We start from the raw sequence: 25,163 nt of genomic DNA, 5'->3' as shown, positions 1-25,163 counted from the left end.
GGCGCCCATGCCCATCGCGGCAAAATGGCTCGACGTGCAGCCCGGCGAAAGAACCGCCCTGATGCTGGGGTTCGCGTTCCATTTCTGCGTGCTGGCCAGTTATTACCTGGTGCGACCGTTGCGCGATGCCCTGGGCCTTGAGGGCGGTGCCGACAAATTGCAGTGGCTGTTCACGGCGACGTTCGTGGTGATGTTGCTGATGGTGCCGGTGTTCGGAGCGCTGGCGTCGCGGCTGCCGGCCACGCGGTTCGTGCCGTTGATCTATCGCGTGATCGCCGCGTCGATGCTGGTGTTTGGTGTGTTGATCGCCAATCGCATTGCGCCGGTGGCCGTCGGGCGGGTGTTTTTCGTCTGGATCAGCATCTACAACCTGTTCATCGTCAGCATTTTCTGGAGCGTGCTGGTCGACCGGTTTTCCAGTGAACAAGGGCGACGGTTATTCGGGTTCATCGCCGCGGGTGGCACCCTGGGCACGTTCATCGGGCCGTTGCTGGCCGCGACCATGGCCACGCGCTTGGGCCCGGTGGCATTGACCATCGCGGCGGCGTTGCTGCTGGAAGTCGCGGTGCGCTGCTATCGGGCGCTGCTCTCGCGCACCCAATCGCAGTCCGGCAGCCGCTTGATGGAGGATCGGCGCATGGGCGGCAGCATGCTGGCCGGGATCACGTTGATTACGCGTTCGCCTTATCTGCTGGGACTGGTGTTGTTCATGTTGCTGCACACCAGCGCCGCAACCTTGTTGTATTTCGAGCAGGGACGGATTGTGGCGGGTAGCTATGCTGATGTGGCCAGCCGGACGCAATTCTTCGCCGTGGTCGATTTGATCGTGTCGGCGCTGACCTTGATCTTTCAACTGCTGCTGACGGCGCCGTTGATTCGGCTGGTCGGTGTCGGCGGGGCGCTGGTGGCATTGCCGCTGGCGACCATCGTGGCGTTTAGCGCCATGGCGCTGGCGCCCGTGCCCGCTACCGTCGCCCTGGCGCAGGGGCTGCGTCGTGCGGTCGAGTTCGCCATCGTGCGGCTGGCGCGTGAAGTGTTGTGGACCGTGGTCAGCCGCGAGGAAAAGTACAAGGCCAAGAATGTGATCGAAACCCTGGTGTATCGCGGCGGAGACGCCGCCAGTGGCTGGTTGTCGGTCGGTCTGACGGCACTGGGCGCCGGTTTTGGTCTGGTGGCGCTGGTGATCGTGCCGTTTGCCGGGCTGTGGGGCTGGTTATGCCTGTGGCTGGCCAGGCATCAGGAAAAACAGGTTGAAAGCAAAAAGGTGGAAGGGTCATTCCATGAGCCACACTGATGAATACACACGTCGCCAAATACTCACGCTGGCTGCCGGTGCTTCGGCGGTTTTCACCTTCGGCCCGGCCTTCGCTGCAACCACGCCGTCGAAGGACACAGGAGGCAAGAACATGCTGACCCGCGCCATTCCTTCCAGCTCCGAGCCATTGCCCCTTGTCGGGTTGGGCACCTATCGCGGGTTTGATGTCGGGCCTTCGAGCCCCGCCTACAAGCAGTTGCCCGCCGTTCTGCGCGCATTGTTCGAGAAGGGCGGAAAGGTAATCGACAGCTCGCCGATGTACGGCCGGGCGGAAGAGACGACCGGTGAGTTGCTGTCGATTCATGAGCCACGTTCGCCCGCTTTCCTGGCCACCAAGGTCTGGACCCGTGGCCGCGAAGAAGGCATCGCGCAGATGGAGCAGTCCTTCAAACTGCTGCAAACCGATCGCATCGATCTGATGCAGATCCATAACCTGCTGGACTGGCAAACCCATTTGCCGACCTTGCGCAAATGGAAGGAAGAAGGGCGCATCCGCTACATCGGCATCACCCATTACACGGCGTCGGCGTATGACGAGGTGGAAGCGGTGCTGAAGGCCGAGCCGTTGGATTTCTTGCAGATCAACTATGCGCTGGATGACCGCGGCGTCGAGAAGCGCATCCTGCCGTTGTGCCGCGAACGTGGCGTGGCGGTGATCTGCAATCGGCCGTTCGGCGGCGGCAACCTGCTCAGCCGCTTGAAGGACAAACCCTTGCCGCGCTGGGCGGCGGACGTGAGGGTCAACAGTTGGCCGCAGATGGCGCTGAAGTTCTTGCTGTCGCATCCGGCGGTGACCTGCGTGATTCCCGGTACCGGCAACCCGCGCTACATGGCGGACAACGCCGGCGCCGGTTTCGGGCCGATGCTGACCGGTGCGCAGCGCGAGCAGTTGATCGATATCGTCGGTTAACGACAAGGTCTATTTTCTGAACGAATAAAGCGCAGAGGCCCGGGCGTGAAAAGACTCCCGGGCCACTGGAGGTGATCAGCGGCGATCCAGCCAAACCGTCTGCGCATTGCAAAACTCGCGCACGCCGAAGTGCGACAGCTCGCGGCCAAAACCGCTTTTCTTCACGCCGCCGAAGGTGACGCGCGGGTCGCTTGCGCAGTAGCCATTGATGAACACGCCACCGGTTTCCAGTTCGCCGGCCATCTGCTGGGCACGTTCGACGTTGCCGGTGTAGATCGTCGCGGCGAGTCCGAATTCGCTGTCATTGGCGAGCTCCAGCGCATGGGTGGCATCGCGTGCGGTGATGATCGAGGCGACCGGGCCGAACAGTTCCTGCTTGAACGAAGTCATTTGGTCGGTGACATCCTTGAAGACCGTAGGCTCGTAGAAGTTGCCCGGGCCTTCAGCCTTTTTGCCGCCCAGCAACAATGTCGCGCCTTCTTCCAGGGTGTCGCGCACCTGTTGATCCAGTTCATCACGCAGATCGAAGCGAGCCATCGGGCCGATGTAAGTGTCGGCGGCCAGTGGATCGCCGACCACCAGTTTGCCCGTGGCCTCGACGAACTTGCGCGTGAATTCCTCGACGATGCCTTGTTCGACGATCAAGCGTTTGGCTGCCGCGCAGACTTGCCCGGTGTTCTGATAACGGCCAATCACCGCGGCTTTGACGGCTTCGTCGAGGTCGGCATCGTCGAGCACGATGAAAGGATCAGAACCGCCCAGTTCCAGTACGCATTTCTTCAACGCTGCACCGGCCTGCGCACCGATGGCCATGCCGGCGCGCACGCTGCCGGTGAGGGTCACCGCTGCGATGCGAGGATCAGCGATCGCCGTGGAGACGCCCTCTGGCGTGACGTTGATGACCTCGAACACACCTTCAGGGAAGTCGGCTTGCTTGAAGGCTTCCTGCAGCAGGTAAGCGCTGCCCATCACGTTTGGCGCATGTTTGAGCACGTAGGTGTTGCCGGCGATCAGCGCGGGTACGGCGCCACGCAGGACCTGCCAGATCGGGAAATTCCACGGCATCACCGCGAGAATCGGGCCGAGCGGACGATATTCGATGCGTGCTTTGCCGCCTTCAACCAGGGTCGGCTCGGCGGTCAGCATGGCCGGGCCGTGTTCGGCGTACCACTCGCAGAGCTGGGCACATTTTTCGATTTCACCGCGGGCCTGGGTAATCGGCTTGCCCATCTCCAGAGTAATCATGTTCGCCATCGCTGCGGCGTTACCGCGTAACGCTTGCGCCAGGGCGATCAAAAGCTGTGAGCGTTGCGCCACCGCTGTGCTGCGCCAGACACGGAATCCGTCAGCGGCTCGGGACAGTGCGGCTTGCAGCGCCGAAGCGGATTCAAATGGGTAGTGGCCGATCTGCTCGCCGGTGGCGGGGTTGATCGAAATGGCGTGGGTGAGGCTGGAAACGTTGGTCATGGCACCGTCCTGCTAGGTGGGAATACGCTCAGGTTACGGTGGCGTTAGTTTTCTGGAAACTGAATAATGCTGAGCATATCGTTCACGTTTGGAGAATGACTGTGGATCTGGTTCAGCTGGAAATTTTCAAAGCAGTGGCCGAGCACGGCAGCATCAGCGTGGCTGCCCAACACATCCATCGAGTGCCGTCGAACCTGACGACACGGATCAAGCAACTGGAGCAGGACTTGGGCGTGGACCTGTTTATCCGCGAGAAAAGCCGTCTGCGCCTGTCGCCCGCCGGCTGGAGTTTTCTCGATTACGCCCGGCGCATTCTCGACTTGGTGCAGGAGGCCCGGGCGACGGTGGCCGGTGAAGAACCCCAAGGCACCTTTGCGCTAGGGTCGCTGGAAAGCACGGCGGCGGTGCGCATCCCCGAGCTGTTGGCCGCGTATAACCAGAAGCACGCCAAGGTCGAGCTGGACCTGTCCACCGGACCGTCCGGGACCATGATCGACGGTGTGCTGTCGGGCCGACTGGCCGCTGCGTTTGTCGACGGCCCGGTGCTGCACCCGGCACTGGAAGGCGTGCCGGCATTCGAGGAAGAAATGGTGCTGATCGCGCCGCTCAACCATGCCCCGATCCACCGCGCGCGGGAGGTCAACGGCGAAAACATCTATGCGTTTCGCTCCAATTGCTCCTACCGTCACCACTTCGAAAGCTGGTTCGCCAAGGACTCGGCAGTGCCCGGGAAAATCTTCGAAATGGAGTCCTATCACGGCATGCTGGCCTGCGTCAGCGCCGGAGCCGGCCTGGCGCTGATGCCGCGCAGCATGCTCGAAAGCATGCCGGGCTGCACCACGGTGAGTGTCTGGCCGTTGTCGCCAGCCTTCCGGTTTTTGCGCACCTGGCTGGTGTGGCGCAGAGGGACGGTGTCGCAAAGCCTGACCATGTTTGTGCGCTTGCTGGAAGAACGCGGCGTAGTGCAGCAAGACGCCTGAATCCGTTAAACGCAAACCCTGCGGGAGCAAGCTCGTTCCCACAAGGGTATTGAGACTGACGTCGGTCGGCGTGCTGTTTAGCCTGCCCTGCGAGGCCAATACCTGATGCCACGGTGCCTGGACGCCGCTGCCGGAACCCAGGGTGTACCGCGTCATGCGCGCTTGGGCAGTTTCCAGTTCGGCCGAATGAAATGGCAGGTGTAACCGGTCGGCAGCCGTTCGAGGTAGTCCTGATGCTCCGGCTCTGCCTCCCAGAACGGGCCGGCGGGGGCGATTTCGGTGACCGCCTTGCCGGGCCAGAGACCGGATGCATTCACATCGGCCACAGTGTCCTCGGCCACTGCCTTCTGTTCTTCATTCAGATAAAAAATCGCCGAACGGTAGCTGAGACCGATGTCGTTACCCTGACGATTGGCGGTCGACGGATCGTGAATCTGGAAGAAAAACTCAAGGATCTGGCGGTAGCTGGTAATGGCCGGGTCAAACTCGATCTCGATTGCTTCGGCATGGGTGCCGTGGTTGCGATACGTTGCATTGGGCACGTCGCCGCCGGAGTAGCCGACTCGAGTCGACAGCACGCCTTTCTGTTTCCTTATCAGATCCTGCATGCCCCAGAAGCAGCCGCCGGCCAGGATTGCGGTTTCAGTGTGCGTGGTCATCGCTTACTCCTCAGTGTTCATTGATGTGATCAGGTTGTTGCGCAGGCGCTCGATGGAGGTCTGCAGTGGCGTGAACTCATTCTGCATCAGACAGGTCGCGTCCGAGAAATTCGTTGCTGCCTCCCGGCGGGTCGACGTGCAGGGTAACGTCGAACCCGCCGTGCGGTGCATCACGCCGTGAGGACTTTCAAGTCCACGTCGATGTTGCCACGGGTCGCCTTCGAGTACGGGCAGATCTGGTCGGCGGTGTGTGCCAGGGTCTTTGCAACGTCGTCCGCCAGGCCGGGCACGCGCAGGGTCAATCGAGCTTGAAGGAAGTAATCCGCACCGGTCTGGCCGACGTCGACTTCGATGTCGACAGACATGTCCGCCGGCAGCACAACGTTCAGGTCATTGGCCACCAGCCCGACAGCGGCGGTGTAGCAGGCCGACCATGCGCCGGCGAACAATTGCTCGGCGGCCGGGTGCGGCTGGGTGGCGGCGAACACGTGCGCAGGCTGGGTGTTGCCGGGCGACGAGAGGGCAATGTCGAGGCTGCCGTTGTGGCCGCGCGAGGTGTTACCGGTGCTGCTGGCGGTGGTGTGGGTTTTGCCGGTGGCCAGTACTTTTTCGATCTTGCTCATGGATGATTACCTGAATGTTTTAATGAGTTTGTTTTCGTATGCGCTTTAGTCGCATGCGATATGTATGATGTTTCTTGAAAGCCAAATGATGTCAAAGCGTCGCTGTGTATCAGGCCGTGACTACGTTCAGGGCCACGTCAATGTTGCCGCGTGTTGCTTTGGAGTACGGGCAGATCTGGTCTGCGGCGTGGGCGATTTCTGTCGCGACGGCCTGATCCAGACCTGGAGCGCGCAGCGTCAGGCGTGCCTGGAGGAAGTAAGCGTCGCCGGTCTGGCCAAGGTCGACTTCGATATCGACGGACACATCGGAGGGAAGCTCAACGTTGCGCTGTTTGGCAGCCAGACCGACGGCGGCGATGTAGCAGGCCGACCAGGCACCGGCAAACAGTTGCTCGGCTTTCGGGTGTGGCTGAGTGCCTTTGAATTCATGAACGGGCTTGTCGCTGCCAGGTGACGAAAGCACGATGTCGAGGCTGCCGTTATGGCCGCGCGAAGTGGTACCGGTGCTGCTCATGGTGGTGTGGGTTTTGCCGGAGGCCAGGACTTTTTCGATCTTGCTCATGGGATGAATCCTCAAAGGTGTACTAGGTTTGTTTGTATGGCGTATACGTTTGTATCGTATGCGACTGAAATAATATTCCCGCAGTCGCCAATTGAAGTCAATAGGGGAAAGGCCTGCTTGGCGACGAACGGTTGGATTGAGGGGAAGTGGCATTGGCTGCCGGTCCTGCACACAACGAAAAAGCCCGCACAAGGCGGGCTTCGAAATAGAGTAGGTGGCCAGCGCTGGTCTCTGGCTTACAAGGTTTATCAGGCTTCTGACAGAACAGTTTTGTGCTGTCCTGCTTCACACGGCATAAGGGCTGGATCTCAACTCGGAGAATCTTTCTAACCGTGTACCCTTAGGAGCGCGCCCCACGCTTCCTCGCTATCCTCTTGCGCATCAGTCTGCGTCTTCACCTACAGGTTTTAGAATAGCAAAGGCTGCGAAACGCAAACCGGACTTTTTAGACCGATTTCGTCCTTGATCAACGGCGGCAGGATGGATAAATGCTATAGGGAAAAACTCGGTACAGCCTGCCGGGATGGCAGGCCGCATTATGGGCCCGGTTTAAACCAGATTAAGCGTGACGTCGATGTTGCCACGGGTCGCTTTGGAGTACGGGCAGGTTTGATGGGCGGCATCGACTAACGCCCGTGCGACAACAGGATCGAGACCAGGAAGGCTGACATTGAGGCGTGCCTGGAGGAAAAAGGCGTTGTCGGTCTTGCCCAGATCCACTTCGGCATCAACGGCGACACCGCTCGGCAAGGTCACCTTCAGCGCGGCAGCCGCTTTACCGATCGCGCCGATGAAACAGGCCGACCAGCCTGCAGCCAATAGCTGTTCGGGATTGGTCCCAGCCCCTGAAGAGCCTGGCGGGGAAAGCTTGATGTCCAGACGTCCATCCGAACTCTTCGATTCGCCGTCGCGGCCGCCAGTGGTGTGGGTCTTTCCGGTATACAGCACGGTGTCGATTTCATTGATCATGACGGGTTCCTGCTAAAGGGTTGGGGGCCTCACCGTTTATGTCGCCGCGTTACGGACGAACGGGAGAAGCCCCCACTTTTCCACCTTTATGTAGTGCCTATGTGTCCTGATCCGCTGGTTGTGTATCGCTGTGTAAGATCGTCAGCGAACATACACGCCGATACAAACCCGTTACGCCTGCCAGTTTTTTCGGTGAGCCGGTGCGCCCAATGGCGAACTGGTTGCACCGCCGTCGACGACAATCTCCGCACCGACGACATTCGAAGAGTCGCTGGAGGCGAGGAACAAGGCGACGGTGGCCACTTCTTCCGCTTCGCCAATGCGACCGAGCGGGATCGTGGTGTTCAGTTTTTCCTCCAGCGCATCCATTCCCACTTTCACCGTGTGGGGGTTCCAGACCGGTGTGCGTGCAGCTCCGGGGGTAATCTGGTTGACGCGAATGCCGCGCGGCGCAAATTCTGCGGCCATCACCCGTGTCATGGAACGAACGGCGCCCTTGCTTGCTGCGTAGGCGCTGTAACCCGGCCATCCCATCACAGCGTGCACCGACCCGTTCAAAATGATCGAAGCCCCCGGATTGAGGTGCGGTTCGGCTGCCTGTACGGTGAAAAAAGTGCCGGTGAGGTTGGTCTGGATAATGGTCTGGAAGGTTTCCAGCGACGTGCCGCCAACCGGGGTCTGTCCGGCGATACCGGCATTGGCGAACACGATGTCCAGCTTGCCGAATGCTGCGACGGCTTCTGATACGGCGCGCTCGATCTCTTTCACGTCGGTCAGGTCCGCCTGGATCGCCAGCAGGTTTGGCCCCAGCGCCTCCCGGGCTTCATCCAGGGTTTTTTGACTGCGACCGGTGATCGCCACTTTTGCGCCTTCAGCGATAAACAGTCTGGCGGTGGCCAGGCCCAGGCCGCTGTTGCCGCCGGTGATGAATGCAGTTTTTCCAGCCAGTTTCATGGGAATCTCCTACGGTTTTATCATGCAACCATTGAGGGCGAAATCACTGTGCGTCTGGCACAGGGAATCACTCGAAATCGGGTTGTCGGTTTCATTATGAAACCAATGGAAGTGATTTTTACCAGCATGGGTTGTATTATGCAACCACCTGCCATCTGACCAAATTATCGTCAGCGTTGGCACCCTTTTGGTGGAGGTTCGTTTACGTGAAGCGCAAAAGCTTGCAGGGCAGTCCGTGTCCGGTCGCTCGATCCCTGGACCTCATTGGCGATTGGTGGTCCTTGCTGATCATTCGTGATGCGCTCTCAGGCACAAAACGCTTCAGCGATTTTCAGAAAAGCCTGAATGTCGCGAAAAACATTCTGAGCACCCGCCTCAAAGGCCTGGTGGCAGAAGGTGTGATGCGCATGGAGCCGGCGGCTGATGGAAGCATCTACAAGGAGTACGTGCTGACTGAAAAGGGCAGGGCCTTGCAAACCGTCCTGATTGCCTTGTCGCAGTGGGGCAACGAGTTTTTGTACGAACCCGGCGAAGCGGGATCGGTCATGGTCGACGCACAGGATCGTCAGCCAATCCAGAAATTGCAGTTGGTTTCAATGGATGGGCGACAGCTCAAGCCAGAAGACATCGTGACCAGATTCGGCGTTGCGCACTGACGCGCATCTGCGGTTGTATCCGAACGTATCCCCGGCGCCGGTAGTTACCTGGGCATACAAAACCATGCTGTTCTCGACACTTGCGCGATACACCGCGACCTCGTAATGAAGCCACCGCAACCGCGGCATTCATTGGAGAATTGCGATGTCCCGTATCAACTCCCGTCACACCGCAGGCCTGCTCGGCATCGCCCTGGCTGCCGCCGTATCACTCAACGCTTTCGCGGCTGAAGAAGCCAAAGCGCCGGCGCAAGCCACTCCGGCAAAAAGCTGGCAGACAGGCCTGCACCGCACGGACCTGGTGCGCCAGGACCTCGATATTTCCAAGGGTGAGGTGATTCAGGTGCGTGTCGATTTCGACCCGGGCGTCACTTCCCCCAAGCATTCTCATCCTGGGGTGGAGGTCGCCTACGTCATCTCGGGCACGTTTGAGTATCAACTCGAAGGGCGGGCGCCCGTCACGCTCAAGGCCGGTGACTCCTTGTACATCCCCGCAGGCACTGCGCATGTCGCGAAGAACGTCGGTGACGGCAAAGCTTCGGAGCTGGCGACGTACCTGGTGAAAAAAGACACGCCGCTGTTGATCCTGGAAAAATAAGCGATAGCCGCCCGATGCACTGCATCGGGCGTCTTCGTTAAAGCGTATTCAGATCCCGACTGTTTCCCCCGGCCAACCCGCCTGACGCAAGGCCTTGAGCAGTGTTTTCGCGTCCAGCCCCGGCACGGTGTGGCCGTTACCTTCCGTCGTTTCAGCCGCCAGCACGGCGTTGATGATCGCTTCCTCCACCGCTTCAGTCGCGGCCAAAAACAACTCACTGATGTGGTCGTTGTTGACCATGCTCAGGTTGTTGCAGGTGGGGGCACCTTTGCCTTCATAAGCGGCCGGTGGCACGTGTTGGTTGCCGGTGGCGAAGGCGATGAAAATGTCGCCGCTGTGGTCTTCGTTGCCGCCGCCAGTACGGGCAAGCCCGAGGCTGGCGCGCTGTGCGAGGCGCGTGCATTGATGCGGCAGCAGCGGCGCATCGGTGGCCAGGCAAACGACGATCGAGCCCATGCCCGGATAAGGCAGCGATGCCCTGAGGAACGGTGAGTCAACCTGTTCCATATAGCGACCGACCGGGTAACCGTCGACGCGCAGTTCATTGCGAATGCCATGGTTGGCCTGGACGATCGCACCGACGGTCCAGCCTCCCTGCGCCTTGCTCAATTGGCGCGAAGACGTGCCGATGCCCCCCTTGAATTCGTGACAGATCATCCCGCTGCCACCGCCCACCGCGCCTTCCGTGACCGCTCCGCCGACGGCATTGCGCTGGGCCTCGGCCACATGTTCAGGCTTCACATGAAAACCGTTGATGTCGCTGAGCAGGCCGTCGAAGGTCTCCAGCACCACCGGCATGTTCCAGTAAAGTCGTCCGTCATCGGGCTGAGCCTGACGATCCAGGGCAATCAGCGCATCACGCACCACGCCCAGGCTGTGGGTGTTGGTGAAGGCGATCGGGCTGGTCAGCAAGCCGGCTTCACGAATCCACTCAAGACCCGTGGCGTCACCGTTGCCGTTGAGCACATGGACGCCGGCAAAACACGGTTGCTGATTGGTGGACCCGGCACGCGGTTCTATCAGGGTCACGCCGGTGCAGATGTCGCGGCCATTGGCGGTCCGTCCGCGGACATCGCTGTGGCCGACGCGCACGCCGGGCACATCGGTGATGGCGTTGAGGGGGCCGGTTTGCAGCTGGCCGAACTGGATGTTCAAGTCGCGGGCACGTGGTTTCATCGGTTCTCTCATCTTCAATTTATTCAAAAAATGCGTGGCTGATGCGATCCCTGTAGCAGCCTGAATTACTGCCCGTTCTTCACCTTGCTCCAGATCCGTGTGCGCACCCGCTCGATGGCCGGCGGCAATGGTTGAAGGGTGAACAATGTCGCCAGTGCTTCGGCCGACGGATAAACAGCGGGGTTGTTGCGGGTCGATTCAGCCACCAGCGGTGTCGCGCTGCGGTTGCCGTTGGGGTAGGACAGGTGATCGCTGACCGGGGCGATGACTTCGGGGCGCATGAGGTAGTCGATGAAGGCCAGGCCTTGCTCTGGATGCGGTGCGTCCTTGAGCAACACCAGCGTGTCGAACCAGACCGGCGCACCTTCCTTCGGCAGGCTATAAGCGATCTTCACGCCATTCTTGGCCTGCTCGGCGTTGGTCTTGGCTTCGAGCATCGCGCCGGACCAGCCCACCGCCACACAAATGTTGCCGTTGGCCAGGTCGCTGATGAACTTCGACGAGTTGAAGTAGGCGATGTGCGGACGCAACTTGAGCAGCAGTGCTTCGGCCTTTTTGTAGTCCTCGGGGCTAGTGCTGTTCGGCGGCAAGCCCAGGTAGTGCAGGGCGACCGGCAACATCTCCGACGGCGAGTCGAGCATCGCCACCCCGCACTGGCCGAGTTTGGCCAGGTTCTCTTCGTTGAACACCAGGTCCCAGGAATCCACCGGCGCCTTGTCACCCAGTGCGGCACGGACCTTGTCGATGTTGTAGCCGATGCCGTTGGTGCCCCACAGGTACGGCACGGCGTACTGGTTGCCCGGATCGTTGTTGGCCAGTTTCGCCAGCAGCTCGGTGTCCATGTTCTTGAAATCCGGCATCTGTTCGCGAGGCAGTGGTGCCAGGGCGCCGGCCTTGATCAGGGTCGGCAGGCTGAAGTTACTCGCCACCACCACGTCGTACCCGCTGCGGCTGGTGAGCAGTTTGCCTTCCAGCACTTCGGCACTGTCGAAGGTGTCGTAAACCGGCTCGATTCCGGTGTCGCGCTTGAAGTCGTGCAGGGTGGTGGGGCCGATGTAGTCATACCAGTTGTAGACATGAACCGTAGGCCCCTCGGCAGCGACCGCCGACAGCGAAACGCACATACAGGCGCTCAGTCCAAGATTGATCTGTTGACGGCGACGACTCATGATGCGGCACTCCTGGCCTGCTGCAGGCCGGTGATGAACAGGTGCTTGCAGCGTATCGGCAGGCGGGGTACACACCCATTCCCATCATGGGTTACTCGAAAGGGGTAGTGCGTGGACGCGTTGTTGAAAGAGTTGCCGGTGCACCAAGGGCTGGCGCGGGTATTTGACGCGTTGGGTCAGGACGGTTTCTGGCGCGCGCTGGTCGACACGCTGCGGCTGCTGGTGCCGCTGGACAACGCACTGGTCGCGGTGATGCGGGAGGGGCGAGTGCCCCGTTTGCTGATCGACTTCGACTCAAAAGGTGGTGCCACCGAACACGAAGAACTGGCGGACTACAGCGCCGGCATGTACCTGCTCGATCCGTTTTACCAAGCGGCTTGCGCGGGCATTGCCGATGGCCTGCACAGCCTCGACTCGGTGGCTCCCGACCAGTTTCAGCAGAGCGAGTATTACCTGAGCTACTTCCGCTCGGTGGTCGGCGGTGACGAGTTGCAGTTCATGGTCAACATCGACGGCGCCGTGCTCGGCTTATCGCTGGGTCGCTCGACGCGGTTCACGCTTGAAGAGCAAGGGCGGTTGCTGTGCGTGCGCGATTGGGTGCTGTCCGCCATGCGCCGGCACCAGCAATTGATGCCGCCGCAAGGTACGACTGCCGAGGCCGTGGCCGGCGATCTGGCCACCTTGCTGGATCGCTTCGATGCGCGATTGTCAGTACGCGAAGTCGAAACGGCTCGACTGATTCTCCAAGGCTTCTCCAGCAAAGCCATTGCCCAGCAAATGGGCATCTCGCCGGAGACGGTGAAAGTGCATCGACGCAACCTCTATCACAAACTCAATGTGAACGGTCACGGCGAGCTGTTTGCGCTGGTGTTGCAGCCGCGCTGACCCAAGCAGTAGCCTCACACCAGCCCCCCCCCTGTGGGAGCGAGCCTGCTCGCGATAGCGATTTATTATTCAACACAGATATCGACTGACCCACCGCCATCGCGAGCAAGTCGAATCGTCGTACCGTCGCTCCCACAGTCAGCAGCACTCAGTCCTTCAGTGTGAACACCAACGCCTTCAATCCGCATTCAACATCAGCATCCGGAAACTCCGGCGGATTCTCCAGCCGCCGCTCGAACCGCAAGCCCGGCGCTTCACGCATCACGCCATCGATCAGGAAGTCCGCGCCGAACGCCGGATCGTTCATGCACGCCAGCACCGTCCCTTCGGGGCTGAGTAACTCCGGCAGCCGACGCAGCACGCGCTGGTAATCCTTGGTCAGCAGGAAACTGCCTTTCTGAAAGGACGGTGGATCGATGATGACCAGGTCGTAAGGGCCCTTGCCGATCACCTTGCCCCAGGACTTGAACAAGTCGTGGCCGAGAAAACTCACCTTGCTCATGTCATGGCCATTGAGCCGATGGTTGTCGCGACCACGGTTCAGCGCCGGGCTCGACATGTCCAGGTTGACCACGTGTTCGGCGCCTCCCTCGATGGCGGCGACCGAAAAGCCGCAGGTGTAGGCGAACAGATTCAACACGCGCTTGCCTGCGGCATTGGCCCGCACCCAGTCGCGGCCGTAGCGCATGTCGAGGAACAACCCGGTGTTCTGCTTGCGGCCCAGGTCCACCCGATAACGCAGGCCACCCTCGGTGATGATCAATTCCTCGATCGCTTCCCCAAGCAGCCATTCGGTGGTGCTTTGCAGCAGGTAGCGGTGTTGCAGCAACAGGGTGTGCGCCCCTGATTGTTGCCACTGCGCCGATTCCGTGACCGTCATCAGCAACCGCTTCAAATCTTCCAGCTGCGCCGCTTCAGGCTCCTTGAACAGCGACACCAGCACCACCCCTTGCAGCCAGTCGACGGTCAATTGCTCCAGCCCGGGCCAGCACCGGCCCCGACCATGGAACAGCCGGCGGGTTTCCGCGGGAGCATCGGCCAGGGCGGTCAGCAAATGGTCGTGAAGGGGGGAGAGAGCGTCAGCGTTCATCGGGCAGGGGCCAGCAATGGGTGGGGGCGGCATTTTAAACACAATTGCGCCGCAGTTCTGCCGGGTATTACCAAACCTCATGCCCTCATGACTTTTAATGGTTACGGCCGCTCAACCTGCCAGTGTTAAAAAATCGCAAACACAGCTCATCAACAACAAAAAGAGCGTTTGCCCCCATGACTCATCCTCATTGTCACGTCCTGCGCTCTTCAATTCCCGCCTGTTGTCACGCGGCCGCGACGGTCGGCGTGCATCTGTGCTCAACCTCTATCTCTGAAGAGTAAATAACCCCATGAAAGAACTCGATCTGTACATCGGTGAAGGTTTCGAAGGTCCGGGCGTCAACGCCGCGCACATCAACATTCTGATCGGTCCGCGCAACGGGCCGGCGGGGCAGGCGTTTGCCAACAGCCTAGCGTCGCCAAGCCAGGGACATTGCCCCTTCATGGTCATCGCGCAGCCCAATATTCCGGTCAAACCGATGACCCTCTACGTCAACAAAGCCGCGATCAACAGCGACTTGCACGGTAACGCCACATGGGGTGCATCGCAGGCCGGGATTGCCAAGGCCGTATTGGAAGCACTGCTCGACGGCACCTTGCCACCGGAGGCCGAAAACGAGTGGGCGATCGTCACCGCGAACTGGGTCAACCCGGCCTGTGATGACCTGGATGCGGTCTACCTGAACAACTATAACGCCTGCCGCACGGCGATCCGTGCCGCGCTGACCGGCAAGCCGGAAACCGCGCAACTGGCGGACGTGGTCAATCACATCAGCAACCCTTTCTACACGCCAAAAGCCTGAGGTCCGCGCCATGCAATACATTCGTCTGGGCCACTCTGGCCTGCAAGTCTCCCGCCTGTGCCTGGGCACTATGAACATGGGCACCCCGGATTGGAAACCGTGGATCTTCGATGAGAAGAAAAGCGAGCCGATCGTTGCGCACGCGCTGGACAACGGCGTGAATTTCATTGACCTCGCCGACTTCTATTCTGCCGGTGTCGGCGAGGAAGTGGTCGGGCGTATCGTCAAGCGCCTGGCCCGTCGCGAAGACCTGGTGATCACCACCAAAGTCGGTTACGGCACCCGCACCGGGATCAACGCCAGCGGTCATTCGCGTAAGCACATCATGGACAGCATCGATGCCTCGTTAAAGCGTCTGAACATGGATTACGTCGATGTATTCATGCTGCATTACTTCGATGTGAACACCCCGGTCGAAGAAACCATGAGCGCCATGAACGACATCGTGCGTTCCGGCAAGGCCCGCTACATCGGCGTGTCGACCATGCTTACCGGGCAACTTGCAAAGATCCTCATGGCTTGCGAGCGCAATGGTTGGGTCAAGCCGATCAACATGCAGCTGCAGCTCAATTGCGCTTACCGCGAAGAAGAGCGCGAGATGATTCCGTTCTGCCGCGATCAGGGCCTGGGCGTCTCGGTGTTCAGTCCTTTGGCTCGCGGGTTGTTGACCGGTGATGTGCAATCGACCCGCAACCAGACCGACTTCTTTACCCAACAGATGTACAGCGACGAAGCCTCGTTCCAGATCGCGCATTCGGTACAACGTGTGGCCCGTGCTCGTGGTGTATCCAACGCCCAGATCGCGCAGGCCTGGGTCGCCAACCATCCGGGCGTGGATTGCATGCTCGTGGGCGCCGACACCACTGAACAGTTCGACAGTGCCCTGGCGGCGTTGGAGACCAGGCTTGACGCCGAAGAACTGCAGGAACTGGAACGCAACTACACCCCGTGCGACGTGATCAACGATTACACCGCCGGCAAGCGCATCTTGCGTTCGGCCCGTCCAGGTCTGGAACGCTTCAATCTGACCGAGGCTGTGGCATGAGCGCACTGATCCGTAACGGCAATTACATCGACGGCCAGTGGTCCAGCGATGGTCCGACTTACCCGGTTTTCAACCCGGCGAACGGGGAGTTAATCACCGACGTACAAAAAGCCGGAGCAGAGGAAACTTGCCTGGCCATCGACGCCGCCAATCGTGCCTTGCCTGCCTGGCGCAAATTGACCGCCAAGGAGCGCAGCCAGAAGCTCAAGCGCTGGAGCGAGTTGATGTTGAGCAACCAGAAGGACCTGGCCACGTTGCTCAGTCGCGAACAGGGCAAACCGCTGGCTGAAGCCATGGGCGAAGTCGTCTACGCCGCAAGCTTTCTGGAGTGGTTCGCTGAAGAAGCCAAGCGCGCCTATGGCGACGTTATACCGAGCCACAAGGCAGACGCGCGGATCATCGTGGTCAAGGAAGCCATTGGCGTGGTCGCGGCAATCACCCCGTGGAATTTCCCGCTGGCCATGGTCACCCGCAAAGTCGGCCCAGCATTGGCGGCGGGTTGCACGATGATTCTCAAGCCCTCGGAAGAAACGCCTTTGTCGGCGTTTGCCCTGGCCGTATTGGCCGAGCAGGCGGGCATACCGGCCGGTGTGTTTAACGTTGTTTCTGGTGACGCGGTCGCGATTGGCGGGGCACTGCAAGCCTCCGGCATTGTGCGCAAGCTGTCCTTCACCGGCTCCACCCGCACCGGCAAACTGCTGATGCGCCAGGCCGCCGACACCCTGAAAAAAGTCTCTCTGGAACTGGGTGGCAACGCGCCGTTCATTGTCTTCGACGACGCCGACCTGAACGCGGCCGTGAAAGGCGCCATGGCCTCGAAATTTCGCAACACCGGGCAAACCTGCGTCTGCGTGAACCGCTTCTTCATTCAGGACGGCGTGTACGAAGCCTTCACCGGCAAACTCGCCGAAGCCGTGGCGGCCATGCGCGTTGGCAGCGCACTGGATGGTGAAACCGAACAAGGTCCGTTGATCAACGCTGCGGCGCTGGCGAAGGTCGAACTGCATGTCGGCGATGCCTTGGAGAAGGGCGCCCAGCTGTTGTGCGGTGGCCGTCGCCACGCGCTCGGAGGCACATTTTATGAGCCGACCATCCTCGCCGAAGCCAACAGCGACATGCTCATCGCCCAGGACGAGACCTTCGGGCCGGTGGCGGCGTGCTTCCGCTTCAAGGACGAAGCCGAAGTGCTGCAAAAGGCCAACGACACGCCCTACGGCTTGTCGGCTTATTTCTACAGCCGCGATATCGGCCGCGTCTGGCGCATGGCCGAAGGCCTGGAAGCCGGCATGGTCGGAATCAACGAAGGGATCATTTCCACGGAAGTGGCGCCGTTCGGTGGCATCAAGGAATCGGGCCTGGGGCGTGAGGGTTCGAAGTACGGTCTGGATGACTACCTGGAAATCAAATACCTGCTGATGGGTGGCCTTTAAGGTCTCAAACTCCTGTGGGCGCGAGCGGGCTCGCGCCCACACAAGTTAACGGTTTCATTTCTCCGTCAATAACAACAATGGGAGACGCACATGTCCGTTCAACCAACAAAAATCGACGACCTGCCCATCGGGCGCTTTCACCTGAAAATCGCCGGCCTGACCTTCGGCGCGCACTTTACCGATGGCTACATCCTTGGCCTGATCGGTATTGCATTCACATTGCTCAGTCCACAGATGCAGCTTGATGCGTTCTGGCAAGGGTTGATCGGTGCTTCGGCCTTGATCGGGCTGTTTCTCGGTAGTCTGTTTTTCGGCTGGATTTCCGACAAAGTGGGGCGGCAGAAAATCTTCCTGGTCAGCTTCGTGCTGATCACCCTCGCTTCTTTGATGCAGTTCTATGCGGAAACGGCGATGGGGTTATTTCTCTGCCGAGTGTTGATCGGCATCGGGTTGGGCGGTGATTTCAGCGTCGGTCACGCCATGTTGGCCGAGTTTGCACCGAAGAAACATCGCGGTGTGCTGCTGGGATCATTCAGCGTGATCTGGACCTTCGGATACGTCGCTGCGACATTCGTCGGCACCGCCATGCTCAGCCTGGGCGACGATGCCTGGCGCTGGATGCTGGCTTCGTCGGCCATTCCGGCAGCGTTGATCCTAATTGCCCGCATTGGCACGCCAGAGTCGCCGCGCTGGTTGGTGAATCAGGGCCGAATCGCCGAGGCACGAGCGATCGTCAAGAAGCACTTGGGCGACAACATTGAACTCGACGAAACCCGATCCACCGAAACCCGTTCCGGCTACGCCGTGCTGTTCAGCCGTGAATACCGCAAACGCACCGCGTTCAATTGCCTGTTCTTCGTCTGCATCGTGATGCCGTACTTCGCCATTTACACCTTTCTGCCGTCGATTCTGCAGAAAATGGGCCTGGCCGAAGGTTTTGGCACCGAACTGATGCTGAACATGCTGCTGATCCTCGGTGCGCTGATCGGGATCTGGTGCACGATCAAATTCTCCCGCCGGGGGTTCCTGATCAACTCGTTCATTATTCTGGCCGTTGCGTTGTTCGGGTTGGCGGTGTTGCCGAGTAGCGCTGCGTTCTTGATGGTGTTGGTGTTTGGCTTGTTTACCCTGGTGTTGTCCGCGGTCAGCAACCTGGTGGGCGTGTTCCCGGCCGAGAGCTTTCCCACCGAAGTGCGGGCCAGCGGGATTGGCCTGGCGACCGCGGTCAGCCGTTTGGGCTCGGCAGTGAGTACGTTCCTGTTGCCGGTGAGCGTAGCGGGGATTGGCCTGAGCCCGACGATGGGCATTCTGGCGGCGATTCTGGCGCTGGGTGCGTTGCTGTCCTGGGCTTGGGCGCCGGAGACTAAATCGTTGACGCTGAGCCAGGCGTGCAAGGCGCAGAGTCCGGTAGAGGGTGGGGCAACGGTGGCAGTGAAGGCAGTTGCCCCGGTTTAACAGACGGTCAAAGTCCCAATGTGGGAACGAGCAAGCTCGCTCCCACAAGGAACGTCGATGGCCTCAGGGATTACTGACCCGTTCCAGCCACTGCCTGAACAACCGTACTTTCGACAATCCTTGCTTGTCGTTCGCCACATCCAGCCAATACCCATACGGCCCGACCACTTCCACCGGGGTGATCGGCAACAAACTGCCATGGGCCAGTTCCTTCTCGATCATTTGCCGGTCAATCACCGCCAACCCGCCGCCAGCCAATGCCGTGTGAATCACCTGGTCCAAGGTGCTGAATTCCAGCCCCTGAGCGGCATCCACATCGTCCCGTCCCATCGCCGCCAACCAGTTCTCCCAGACCTTCAATCGCTTGCCGTCGTGCAAAATGTGCAGCAATGGAAATTGGCGCAGGTCCGGCGGTTGCCCGTCGCTGAAGAGCTCCGGGCTGGCCACCGCGATGTGCCGTTCCATCACCAGTAACTGACTGCTGCAATGACTGGCGGTGTCGAGGCCGAAGCGGATGTGGCAATCGATGTCCGCGAGGTTGTCGTGGCCGGTCTGATTGGTCACGCTCAGGCTGATGTCCGGATAACGCTGGCAGAATTCGCGCAGATGCGCCGACAACCAGCGTGTCGCCCAGGTGGGTGGGGCAAGAATGCGCAGACGCTGGCGCAGGTTGGGTACACGCACGGCTTGCAAGGCCCGTTCGATATGATCGAAGGCTTCCGTCAGGTGGGGGGAGAGGGCGATGCCTGCTTCGGTCAATGACAAACCCTGGGGCGTGCGGATAAAGAGCGCTACGCCGAGGTAGTCTTCGAGTTGTTTGATTTGGCGGCTGACGGCACCCTGGGTGACGTTCAGCCCCAGCGCGGCCTGGCTGAAGCTGCGATGCCGCGCAACCTCTTCGAAGACGCGCAGCATGTTGAGCGAGGGCAGTTGTCGCATGGGAGATGGCTCCGCACCTGCCTCGGGTGTCACGTCGGGCCGGTTTATTATTTTTGGATTGTTTGAGCGGCCTATCTGACTATCAGGAGGGGGCTGATGCAAGTGTTGTCTGGACGGGCGTCTTCGCGGGCGAGCCCGCACCCACAGGTTCGGTGATCCTTGTGGGCGCGAGCTGGCTGGCGAGGGTGCCCTCAGACGCCCGAAAACGCCTGATCAGAAGTAATAGCCGATGTTCATATACAGCTGGTTTTCCCACTGGTCGCTACCACCCGCCCCCAGGCTCTGGGTGTAGCTGCTGCCTCCGATGTAGGGGTCGTTCTTGCCGTAGATCCACTCCGTCGCGACCCACAGTTTGCTCAGTGAGAACGAAGTTCCGAGGATCACCCGTTGCGAGGTCTTGAAATCGTCGGCGGATTTATCGAAGGCACTGTAGTTGACGTACAGCTTCACGCCGCTGACCTGATCGAACAGGTATTTGCCGGCCACGTCATAACTCACATCTGCCACGTACAGATTGCCGCGACTGGCAACGTTGTAGGTGCCGTCATAACCACCCAGCGTCACCACTTCATCGGTCCCCGGATTGCGCGGTGACATCTGCTGTCGCGCTGCTTGCAGCTGCACGCCCCAGGGGCCGTTCTTGCCCAGGTAATGCACGGCCACTGCGTTGCGGCGCCCGTCATTGTGAGTGTCTTTGTTCTCCAGGGACGAGGTCAGACCGGAGAGCCCGACTTCGGATTTCCATGGCCCCAGGTCCAGTGCCTTGGCGACTCGCAGCACGACGGTGTTGCGTTCCTGGTTATCGCTGCCGTCGGCGACGTAGCTGTCTGCCTCGGACACTACGCTGGAGAATGTCACGCCTTTGCTGGTGCCTTTGCCTTGCCATGCCGGGCGCAAGTAGTAGCCAGCCTGCAGGTTCCAGTCACCGCTTTGCTGAATGTACCTGGCGCCGATCTGTTGTACATCTTCCAGGCCGATAACGTTGCCCAGGGTTTCGTAGAAGGTACTGCCGAAGTACGGCTGCAAGCCGAATGGCACGGTGTCCAGCCCCACGTGCACTTGCTGCTCGGGGTTGAACTTGTAGCCGACCCACGCAAGTTTGGCGAATTGGATATCGCCATAGTCTTTAGTGTACTGATAGGGATAGGAGCGCCCGTAGAAACGGTATTGAGCCTCGCCGATCCAGGTGTCGGAGTTGTACTTGGCGCTGAGGAACACGGTGTCCAGGCCGAACTTCTGAATGTCGCGATCCGGGTCGTAATCCCACCGGGCGCGAATCGCGCCGCCCAGGTCGAGGTTGTCAGTGACCTGTACCGCCATGGCAGGGGCGGCAAAGGAGCAGAGCAAAGCAAGGAAAGACGGACTAAGGCGCAGGGAATCAGGGAAATGCATGGGGCCACTCTCGGTTATTTTTATTAGAGATGCCGGCCAGTCTTGCGATGAGCGATGCGTTGAACAAACGATAAAAAATGTGAGAGAACCTTCGCCAAATGCATGTTACTGAGAAAATCCTGTAGGACAATGCGCGGCGGGCATGGGATGCTTTGCGTCTTGTCACCCTAATTGAGTGCCTTTCCATGAAACGCAAAATGCCCGGCCTCAACGCGCTTAAAGCCTTTGAAGTGGCCGGCAGCACGGGCAGCTTCACCCGCGCCGCCGAGCTGTTGAACGTGACCCAGAGCGCTGTCAGCCGCCAGGTGCGTCAGCTGGAGGAACAGCTCGACGAGAGTTTGCTGGAGCGGCGACACCATCACCTCGAACTGACCAGTGCCGGTCGGATCTTGCTGCGGGCGCTGCATCAATCCTTCGACAAAATCGAACTGACGGTGCGCAGCATCCAGCAGAAAACCCATTCCAATCGCCTGCACATCAACGCGCCTCCCACCTTCACCAATCGCTGGCTGATGCCGCGTCTGGGGCGTCTGCGCGAGAAGCATCCGGAACTGGAATTAAGCATCACCACGCGTTTGCAGGACAGCCTGGCCGAAACCAGCACACTGGACTGCGCGATCCGGTTCGGCGATGGCGAATGGGATGGCCTGGACAGTTCGCTGCTGATCCAGGAGCGCCATATCGCGGTGTGTGCTCCGTCCTTGTATGCGCGGGAGTGGAGCGGGCAGGGCATCGACCTCAATCGCCTGACCTTGCTGCATGTACTGGCCCGGGAAGACCAACGCTACCTGACCTGGAAACATTGGCTGGACGCCGCGCGTATCACCGGTGTCGACACCCAGGGCGGGTACGAATTCGACCTGCTGGACCTGGCGATCCGCGCGGCGATCGACGGCCTGGGAATCACCATCGCCGACTGGCACATGGTTGCTTCGGAATTGGCCAGCGGGCAGTTGACCCAGGTACTCAACGTGCATGTCGACGGCCATCAATCCTACTGGCTCGTCACTCGGCCGGAGCAAACACTGATGCCGCAATTACAAGTGTTCAGTCAGTGGCTCCAGGAAGAGATCTGGTTGGCGCACAGGCAGCTCGAGCCGTCGACCGCCGCCAGCTGATTCCCGCAGGGAAACTCACTCGTCTATGGAGTAACCTGCATTTTTAGCATGTTACATCGCTCAATAAATCGTTTGTTCAACGCCATTCAGATGCCAAGACTGCAAGCACTGGATAAAAACAACGATGGGCGATGCACATGCGAATCGAGCGAAATTTTGTTAACGGTCACTTTGTCGAACCTGCCAGCGAGGCGCTGATCGCGGTGTACAACCCGGCGACCGAAGCCTTGGTGGGGCACGTCTCGGCGGCCACGGCCGATGAAACCACGGCTGCGGTCAACGCGGCCGCCGCCGCGCAGAAATCCTGGGGGAAACTCACCAGCATTGAGCGCGCCGAACACTTGCGTTCGTTGGCCGACGCCCTTGACGCCTGCGCCGACCACATCGGTGAAGCCCTGGCTGCCGAATCCGGCAAGAGTGTCGCCGACGCCAGTAATGAAGCCCGTTATGCCGCACAGATCACCCGTTATCACGCCGAGTGGGCGCGCCGGATCGAAGGCGAGATCATTCCCAGCGACAGCCCGAACGAAAACCTGTTCCTGCACCGTGAACCGATTGGCGTGGTCGCGTGCCTGATTCCGTTCAACTACCCGGTCTACACCTTGCTGCGCAAAATCGCCCCGGCGCTGATTGCCGGCAACACCGTGGTCGTGCGCCCGAGCAACAACACCCCGACCTCGGCATTCGAGATCGCCAAGGCGGTGCAGCAATCCGGCCTGCCGGACGGTGTGGTGAATATCCTGACCATGGATCACGCCACGGCCGCTGTCTTATGCACCCACAAGGTTGTCGGTCTGATCACCCTGACCGGTAGCGTCAACGCCGGGCGCATCGTGCTCGATTACTGCAAGGCCAACATTGCCAAGCCGTCGCTGGAACTGGGCGGCAAGACGCCGGCGATCATTGAGGCCGACGCCGACCTGGAAGCCGCCGCTTCTGCAATCGTCGCCTCCAAGACCACCCACTGTGGCCAGTTATGCACGGCCGTAGAGCGGGTTTACGTACAGGAAAGCGTTTATGACGAATTCCTCGTACTGCTCAAAGCCAAAATGGGCGCGGTGAAATCCGGCAATCGCGCGACCGATGCCAGCTTGATGGGGCCATTGGTCAGCGCCAGTGCGCAGCAGAACATCCACCAGATGGTCGAACGTGCCATCGCCGACGGTGCTGTACTGGAAACAGGCGGTTTTATCCCGCAAGGCAGCGGTCATTTTTATCCGGCGACGCTGCTCAGCGGCTGCCGCCAGGACATGGAAATCGTTCAAGAGGAAATCTTCGGCCCGGTGTTGCCGGTCCTCAAGTACCGCGACATCGACGAAGCGCTGGCCATGGCCAACGACCATCAGTTCGGCCTGTCTTCGGTGCTGTACACCGAGAATTACCGCACCACGATGAAAGTCGCCAACGCCATTGAAGCCGGCGAGTTGTACGTCAATCGCACGCCGGCCGATCCTTACCAGGGCTTCCACGCCGGCTGGAAATGCTCCGGTCTGGGCGGCGATGACGGCAAGCACGGCATGCTCGAATTCACTCAGACCCGTCTTGTGGTCATGAAGTACTGATCCACCTGCAACACGCCTCACGCATCACCTATAAAAACAATTATCAGGGGCGTCCGGACCACCGGGCTGCCCGAGGTCTTCCAGATGTCCAAGCATGCATCCACTGCTGCCGCTGTTCAGGGTTCGAACGCGGGTTCAAAAAGTCACAGCGACAAGGCAAGTCGTTACGTCCAACTGATGCTCCTGGTGCTGGCCGCCGGCGCGATCTATCCCATTCTGTATCTGCGCCAGGTCTACCAGACCACCATGCTCGACGTGTTCCAGATCAACCACAGCGAGCTGGGTTATCTGTATTCGATGCTGGGCACGATCTTTCTCCTTAGTTATTTGCCCAGTGGTTGGCTGGCCGACCGAATCGCACCACGTTTTCTGATTTTCTTCTCGTTGGTCGCCACCGGTGTATTAGGCCTTTGGTATTCCACTGCGCCGTCGATGACAGGCTTGATGATCATTTTCGGATGCTGGGGCCTGACCACCGGCCTGACCTTCTGGGCCTCGGTGCTCAAGCGCGTGAAGATGATCGCTCATCACACTGAACAGGGCCGGTTCTTCGGCATCCTCGATGGCGGTCGCGGGCTGGTCGAAGCCTTGCTGGCAACCATCGCACTCGGGCTGTTTGCCTTCGCCACCGAAACCCGTGGCGAGTCAGCTGCCGAGGGCTTCAAGCACGTGGTTTATCTCTATGCCTTCACCTGTATTGCCATCGGCTGTGTGCTGGTACTGATCAAGGACCCAAAGTCCATGGAAGACACGGCGGCGGTGGAGAAGGGCAAGTACAACCTGCTCAGCGACCTGACCACCCTGGTGAAAATTCCTGAGCTGTGGCTGGTCACCGCCATCGTGTTCTGCGGCTATCACATCTTCTGGGCGACCTACAGCTTCTCCGATTACCTGCAAGGCGGCGGCATGACCGCAGTGATGGCCGGCACCATCACCACCATCAAACTGTGGATGCGGCCTATCGGCGGCATCGGCGGAGGCTGGCTGGGTGACAGGTTCTCGAACATTTCGGTACTGATCGTGGCGCTGTTTCTCGCGACGCTGGCGATGGTCGGTCTGATCGTATTCCCGGCGCTCAACAGCATGGGGCTGCTGGTCGGCACTGTGATCTTCATCGGCTTGATGACCTACGCCATTCGTGGTCTGTACTGGGCGATTCTCGACACCTGCAACGTTCCGCTGCGTATCACCGGCCTGGCCATTGGCATTGTCTCGGTGGTCGGGTACTTGCCCGACGCCTTCATTCCCTTGATCAACGGCTACCTCACCGAGCATTACCCCGGCGCCTTTGGTTACAAGCTGTATTTCGGCTACATCGCTTTCGTCGGCCTGCTCGGGACCCTGGCGGCCCTGACCTTGCGCGCTCGTATTAACCGTAAATCTTCAATCAAGACAGGTGCCTGA

The 25,163-nt window shown here is 60.0% G+C and carries 24 protein-coding genes; 13 read left to right on the top strand and 11 right to left on the bottom strand.

Going from position 1 to position 25,163, the window contains the following annotated elements:
• The first annotated feature begins 7 nt into the window (after positions 1-7).
• Together AC1ROI_RS28820 and AC1ROI_RS28815 are read left to right on the top strand one after the other, a co-directional pair.
• A complete protein-coding gene (locus AC1ROI_RS28820; RefSeq protein WP_102594461.1) occupies positions 8-1,294 on the top strand; it encodes an NTP/NDP exchange transporter in 1,287 nt (428 codons plus the stop codon).
• Positions 1,281-2,225 (top strand): aldo/keto reductase, encoded by a 945-nt coding sequence (locus AC1ROI_RS28815; protein ID WP_083376467.1) that lies wholly within the window; start codon positions 1,281-1,283, stop codon positions 2,223-2,225. Before AC1ROI_RS28820 ends, AC1ROI_RS28815 begins: the two co-directional genes overlap by 14 nt.
• A gap of 75 nt (positions 2,226-2,300) precedes the next feature.
• On the opposite strand, the gene AC1ROI_RS28810 is transcribed toward AC1ROI_RS28815, so the two are convergent.
• Positions 2,301-3,692 carry an aldehyde dehydrogenase family protein gene (locus AC1ROI_RS28810; RefSeq protein ID WP_083376468.1) on the bottom strand — a complete coding sequence of 464 codons (1,392 nt, stop codon included), beginning with the start codon at positions 3,690-3,692 and terminating at the stop codon, positions 2,301-2,303.
• A gap of 101 nt (positions 3,693-3,793) precedes the next feature.
• Here AC1ROI_RS28810 and ptrR point away from each other — a divergent pair, with 101 nt between their 5' ends.
• Positions 3,794-4,672, top strand: a complete 879-nt coding sequence (gene ptrR, locus AC1ROI_RS28805) for a putrescine utilization regulator PtrR (protein WP_010455340.1) — start codon at positions 3,794-3,796, stop codon at positions 4,670-4,672.
• Positions 4,673-4,824: 152 nt separating this feature from the next.
• Here ptrR and msrA read toward each other — a convergent pair whose 3' ends face one another.
• The 5 genes from msrA to AC1ROI_RS28780 all read right to left on the bottom strand — a co-directional run bounded on the left by msrA (position 4,825) and on the right by AC1ROI_RS28780 (position 8,439).
• On the bottom strand, positions 4,825-5,331 hold the full coding sequence (gene msrA / locus AC1ROI_RS28800) for a peptide-methionine (S)-S-oxide reductase MsrA (protein ID WP_010455339.1): 507 nt from the start codon (positions 5,329-5,331) through the stop codon (positions 4,825-4,827).
• A 170-nt stretch (positions 5,332-5,501) separates the two neighbouring features.
• A complete protein-coding gene (locus tag AC1ROI_RS28795) occupies positions 5,502-5,954 on the bottom strand; it encodes an Ohr family peroxiredoxin (RefSeq protein ID WP_083376469.1) in 453 nt (150 codons plus the stop codon).
• A gap of 109 nt (positions 5,955-6,063) precedes the next feature.
• Positions 6,064-6,516 (bottom strand): Ohr family peroxiredoxin, encoded by a 453-nt coding sequence (locus AC1ROI_RS28790; RefSeq protein ID WP_077749454.1) that lies wholly within the window; start codon positions 6,514-6,516, stop codon positions 6,064-6,066.
• A gap of 549 nt (positions 6,517-7,065) precedes the next feature.
• A complete protein-coding gene (locus tag AC1ROI_RS28785; RefSeq protein WP_010455335.1) occupies positions 7,066-7,485 on the bottom strand; it encodes an organic hydroperoxide resistance protein in 420 nt (139 codons plus the stop codon).
• A gap of 171 nt (positions 7,486-7,656) precedes the next feature.
• Complete coding sequence (locus AC1ROI_RS28780) at positions 7,657-8,439, bottom strand: SDR family NAD(P)-dependent oxidoreductase (protein WP_102594460.1); 783 nt, start codon at positions 8,437-8,439, stop codon at positions 7,657-7,659.
• A gap of 206 nt (positions 8,440-8,645) precedes the next feature.
• On the opposite strand from AC1ROI_RS28780, the gene AC1ROI_RS28775 reads away from it, so the two are divergent.
• Together AC1ROI_RS28775 and AC1ROI_RS28770 are read left to right on the top strand one after the other, a co-directional pair.
• Positions 8,646-9,095, top strand: a complete 450-nt coding sequence (locus AC1ROI_RS28775) for a winged helix-turn-helix transcriptional regulator (RefSeq protein WP_010455332.1) — start codon at positions 8,646-8,648, stop codon at positions 9,093-9,095.
• Between the two features lie 145 nt (positions 9,096-9,240).
• Complete coding sequence (locus AC1ROI_RS28770; protein WP_010455330.1) at positions 9,241-9,693, top strand: cupin domain-containing protein; 453 nt, start codon at positions 9,241-9,243, stop codon at positions 9,691-9,693.
• Between the two features lie 48 nt (positions 9,694-9,741).
• On the opposite strand, the gene AC1ROI_RS28765 is transcribed toward AC1ROI_RS28770, so the two are convergent.
• Positions 9,742-10,869, bottom strand: coding sequence for a DmpA family aminopeptidase (locus AC1ROI_RS28765; protein WP_102594459.1), 1,128 nt, complete (start codon positions 10,867-10,869; stop codon positions 9,742-9,744).
• 65 nt (positions 10,870-10,934) lie between these two features.
• Positions 10,935-12,038, bottom strand: coding sequence for an extracellular solute-binding protein (locus tag AC1ROI_RS28760; RefSeq protein WP_102594458.1), 1,104 nt, complete (start codon positions 12,036-12,038; stop codon positions 10,935-10,937).
• Positions 12,039-12,149: 111 nt separating this feature from the next.
• Here AC1ROI_RS28760 and AC1ROI_RS28755 point away from each other — a divergent pair, with 111 nt between their 5' ends.
• Complete coding sequence (locus AC1ROI_RS28755; RefSeq protein ID WP_102594457.1) at positions 12,150-12,923, top strand: helix-turn-helix transcriptional regulator; 774 nt, start codon at positions 12,150-12,152, stop codon at positions 12,921-12,923.
• A gap of 148 nt (positions 12,924-13,071) precedes the next feature.
• On the opposite strand, the gene AC1ROI_RS28750 is transcribed toward AC1ROI_RS28755, so the two are convergent.
• On the bottom strand, positions 13,072-14,013 hold the full coding sequence (locus AC1ROI_RS28750; protein ID WP_102594455.1) for a class I SAM-dependent methyltransferase: 942 nt from the start codon (positions 14,011-14,013) through the stop codon (positions 13,072-13,074).
• 292 nt (positions 14,014-14,305) lie between these two features.
• Between AC1ROI_RS28750 and fae the strand changes: the two genes are divergently transcribed.
• From fae to AC1ROI_RS28730, 4 genes are all read left to right on the top strand, one after another.
• Entirely contained in the window at positions 14,306-14,818 is a 513-nt protein-coding gene (gene fae, locus AC1ROI_RS28745; protein WP_010455319.1) for a formaldehyde-activating enzyme, read from the top strand.
• 10 nt (positions 14,819-14,828) lie between these two features.
• Positions 14,829-15,863, top strand: a complete 1,035-nt coding sequence (locus tag AC1ROI_RS28740; RefSeq protein WP_083376475.1) for an aldo/keto reductase — start codon at positions 14,829-14,831, stop codon at positions 15,861-15,863.
• Positions 15,860-17,293 carry an NAD-dependent succinate-semialdehyde dehydrogenase gene (locus tag AC1ROI_RS28735; RefSeq protein WP_083376476.1) on the top strand — a complete coding sequence of 478 codons (1,434 nt, stop codon included), beginning with the start codon at positions 15,860-15,862 and terminating at the stop codon, positions 17,291-17,293. Before AC1ROI_RS28740 ends, AC1ROI_RS28735 begins: the two co-directional genes overlap by 4 nt.
• Before the next feature lie 90 nt (positions 17,294-17,383).
• Positions 17,384-18,748 (top strand): MFS transporter, encoded by a 1,365-nt coding sequence (locus AC1ROI_RS28730; RefSeq protein WP_010455313.1) that lies wholly within the window; start codon positions 17,384-17,386, stop codon positions 18,746-18,748.
• A gap of 63 nt (positions 18,749-18,811) precedes the next feature.
• On the opposite strand, the gene AC1ROI_RS28725 is transcribed toward AC1ROI_RS28730, so the two are convergent.
• Together AC1ROI_RS28725 and AC1ROI_RS28720 are read right to left on the bottom strand one after the other, a co-directional pair.
• Positions 18,812-19,687, bottom strand: coding sequence for a LysR substrate-binding domain-containing protein (locus AC1ROI_RS28725; protein WP_010455311.1), 876 nt, complete (start codon positions 19,685-19,687; stop codon positions 18,812-18,814).
• A gap of 213 nt (positions 19,688-19,900) precedes the next feature.
• Positions 19,901-21,079 carry a hypothetical protein gene (locus AC1ROI_RS28720; protein WP_010455309.1) on the bottom strand — a complete coding sequence of 393 codons (1,179 nt, stop codon included), beginning with the start codon at positions 21,077-21,079 and terminating at the stop codon, positions 19,901-19,903.
• 185 nt (positions 21,080-21,264) lie between these two features.
• On the opposite strand from AC1ROI_RS28720, the gene AC1ROI_RS28715 reads away from it, so the two are divergent.
• From AC1ROI_RS28715 to AC1ROI_RS28705, 3 genes are all read left to right on the top strand, one after another.
• Positions 21,265-22,197 carry a LysR substrate-binding domain-containing protein gene (locus AC1ROI_RS28715; RefSeq protein WP_010455308.1) on the top strand — a complete coding sequence of 311 codons (933 nt, stop codon included), beginning with the start codon at positions 21,265-21,267 and terminating at the stop codon, positions 22,195-22,197.
• A gap of 137 nt (positions 22,198-22,334) precedes the next feature.
• Positions 22,335-23,759 carry an aldehyde dehydrogenase gene (aldA, locus tag AC1ROI_RS28710; protein WP_083377296.1) on the top strand — a complete coding sequence of 475 codons (1,425 nt, stop codon included), beginning with the start codon at positions 22,335-22,337 and terminating at the stop codon, positions 23,757-23,759.
• 84 nt (positions 23,760-23,843) lie between these two features.
• Positions 23,844-25,163, top strand: coding sequence for an MFS transporter (locus AC1ROI_RS28705; RefSeq protein ID WP_010455304.1), 1,320 nt, complete (start codon positions 23,844-23,846; stop codon positions 25,161-25,163).

It is taken from the genome of Pseudomonas sp. GW823-FHT02C02 (assembly GCF_058797635.1).
Note: the sequence above shows the minus strand (reverse complement) of the source record. Positions and strands in the feature narration are given on the sequence as shown.

Bases quoted from the DNA above. Each gene is read 5' to 3' on its own strand.
- AC1ROI_RS28815 (WP_083376467.1), top strand. From the start codon at position 1,281: ATGAGCCACACTGATGAATACACACGTCGCCAAATACTCACGCTGGCT.
- AC1ROI_RS28705 (WP_010455304.1), top strand. From the start codon at position 23,844: ATGTCCAAGCATGCATCCACTGCTGCCGCTGTTCAGGGTTCGAACGCG.
- AC1ROI_RS28810 (WP_083376468.1), bottom strand. From the start codon at position 3,692: ATGACCAACGTTTCCAGCCTCACCCACGCCATTTCGATCAACCCCGCC.
- AC1ROI_RS28795 (WP_083376469.1), bottom strand. From the start codon at position 5,954: ATGAGCAAGATCGAAAAAGTACTGGCCACCGGCAAAACCCACACCACC.
- msrA (WP_010455339.1), bottom strand. From the start codon at position 5,331: ATGACCACGCACACTGAAACCGCAATCCTGGCCGGCGGCTGCTTCTGG.
- AC1ROI_RS28740 (WP_083376475.1), top strand. From the start codon at position 14,829: ATGCAATACATTCGTCTGGGCCACTCTGGCCTGCAAGTCTCCCGCCTG.
- AC1ROI_RS28820 (WP_102594461.1), top strand. From the start codon at position 8: ATGCCCATCGCGGCAAAATGGCTCGACGTGCAGCCCGGCGAAAGAACC.
- aldA (WP_083377296.1), top strand. From the start codon at position 22,335: ATGCGAATCGAGCGAAATTTTGTTAACGGTCACTTTGTCGAACCTGCC.
- AC1ROI_RS28730 (WP_010455313.1), top strand. From the start codon at position 17,384: ATGTCCGTTCAACCAACAAAAATCGACGACCTGCCCATCGGGCGCTTT.
- AC1ROI_RS28715 (WP_010455308.1), top strand. From the start codon at position 21,265: ATGAAACGCAAAATGCCCGGCCTCAACGCGCTTAAAGCCTTTGAAGTG.
- AC1ROI_RS28780 (WP_102594460.1), bottom strand. From the start codon at position 8,439: ATGAAACTGGCTGGAAAAACTGCATTCATCACCGGCGGCAACAGCGGC.
- AC1ROI_RS28720 (WP_010455309.1), bottom strand. From the start codon at position 21,079: ATGCATTTCCCTGATTCCCTGCGCCTTAGTCCGTCTTTCCTTGCTTTG.
- AC1ROI_RS28760 (WP_102594458.1), bottom strand. From the start codon at position 12,038: ATGAGTCGTCGCCGTCAACAGATCAATCTTGGACTGAGCGCCTGTATG.
- AC1ROI_RS28785 (WP_010455335.1), bottom strand. From the start codon at position 7,485: ATGATCAATGAAATCGACACCGTGCTGTATACCGGAAAGACCCACACC.
- AC1ROI_RS28725 (WP_010455311.1), bottom strand. From the start codon at position 19,687: ATGCGACAACTGCCCTCGCTCAACATGCTGCGCGTCTTCGAAGAGGTT.
- AC1ROI_RS28765 (WP_102594459.1), bottom strand. From the start codon at position 10,869: ATGAAACCACGTGCCCGCGACTTGAACATCCAGTTCGGCCAGCTGCAA.
- AC1ROI_RS28735 (WP_083376476.1), top strand. From the start codon at position 15,860: ATGAGCGCACTGATCCGTAACGGCAATTACATCGACGGCCAGTGGTCC.
- AC1ROI_RS28750 (WP_102594455.1), bottom strand. From the start codon at position 14,013: ATGAACGCTGACGCTCTCTCCCCCCTTCACGACCATTTGCTGACCGCC.
- AC1ROI_RS28790 (WP_077749454.1), bottom strand. From the start codon at position 6,516: ATGAGCAAGATCGAAAAAGTCCTGGCCTCCGGCAAAACCCACACCACC.
- AC1ROI_RS28770 (WP_010455330.1), top strand. From the start codon at position 9,241: ATGTCCCGTATCAACTCCCGTCACACCGCAGGCCTGCTCGGCATCGCC.
- fae (WP_010455319.1), top strand. From the start codon at position 14,306: ATGAAAGAACTCGATCTGTACATCGGTGAAGGTTTCGAAGGTCCGGGC.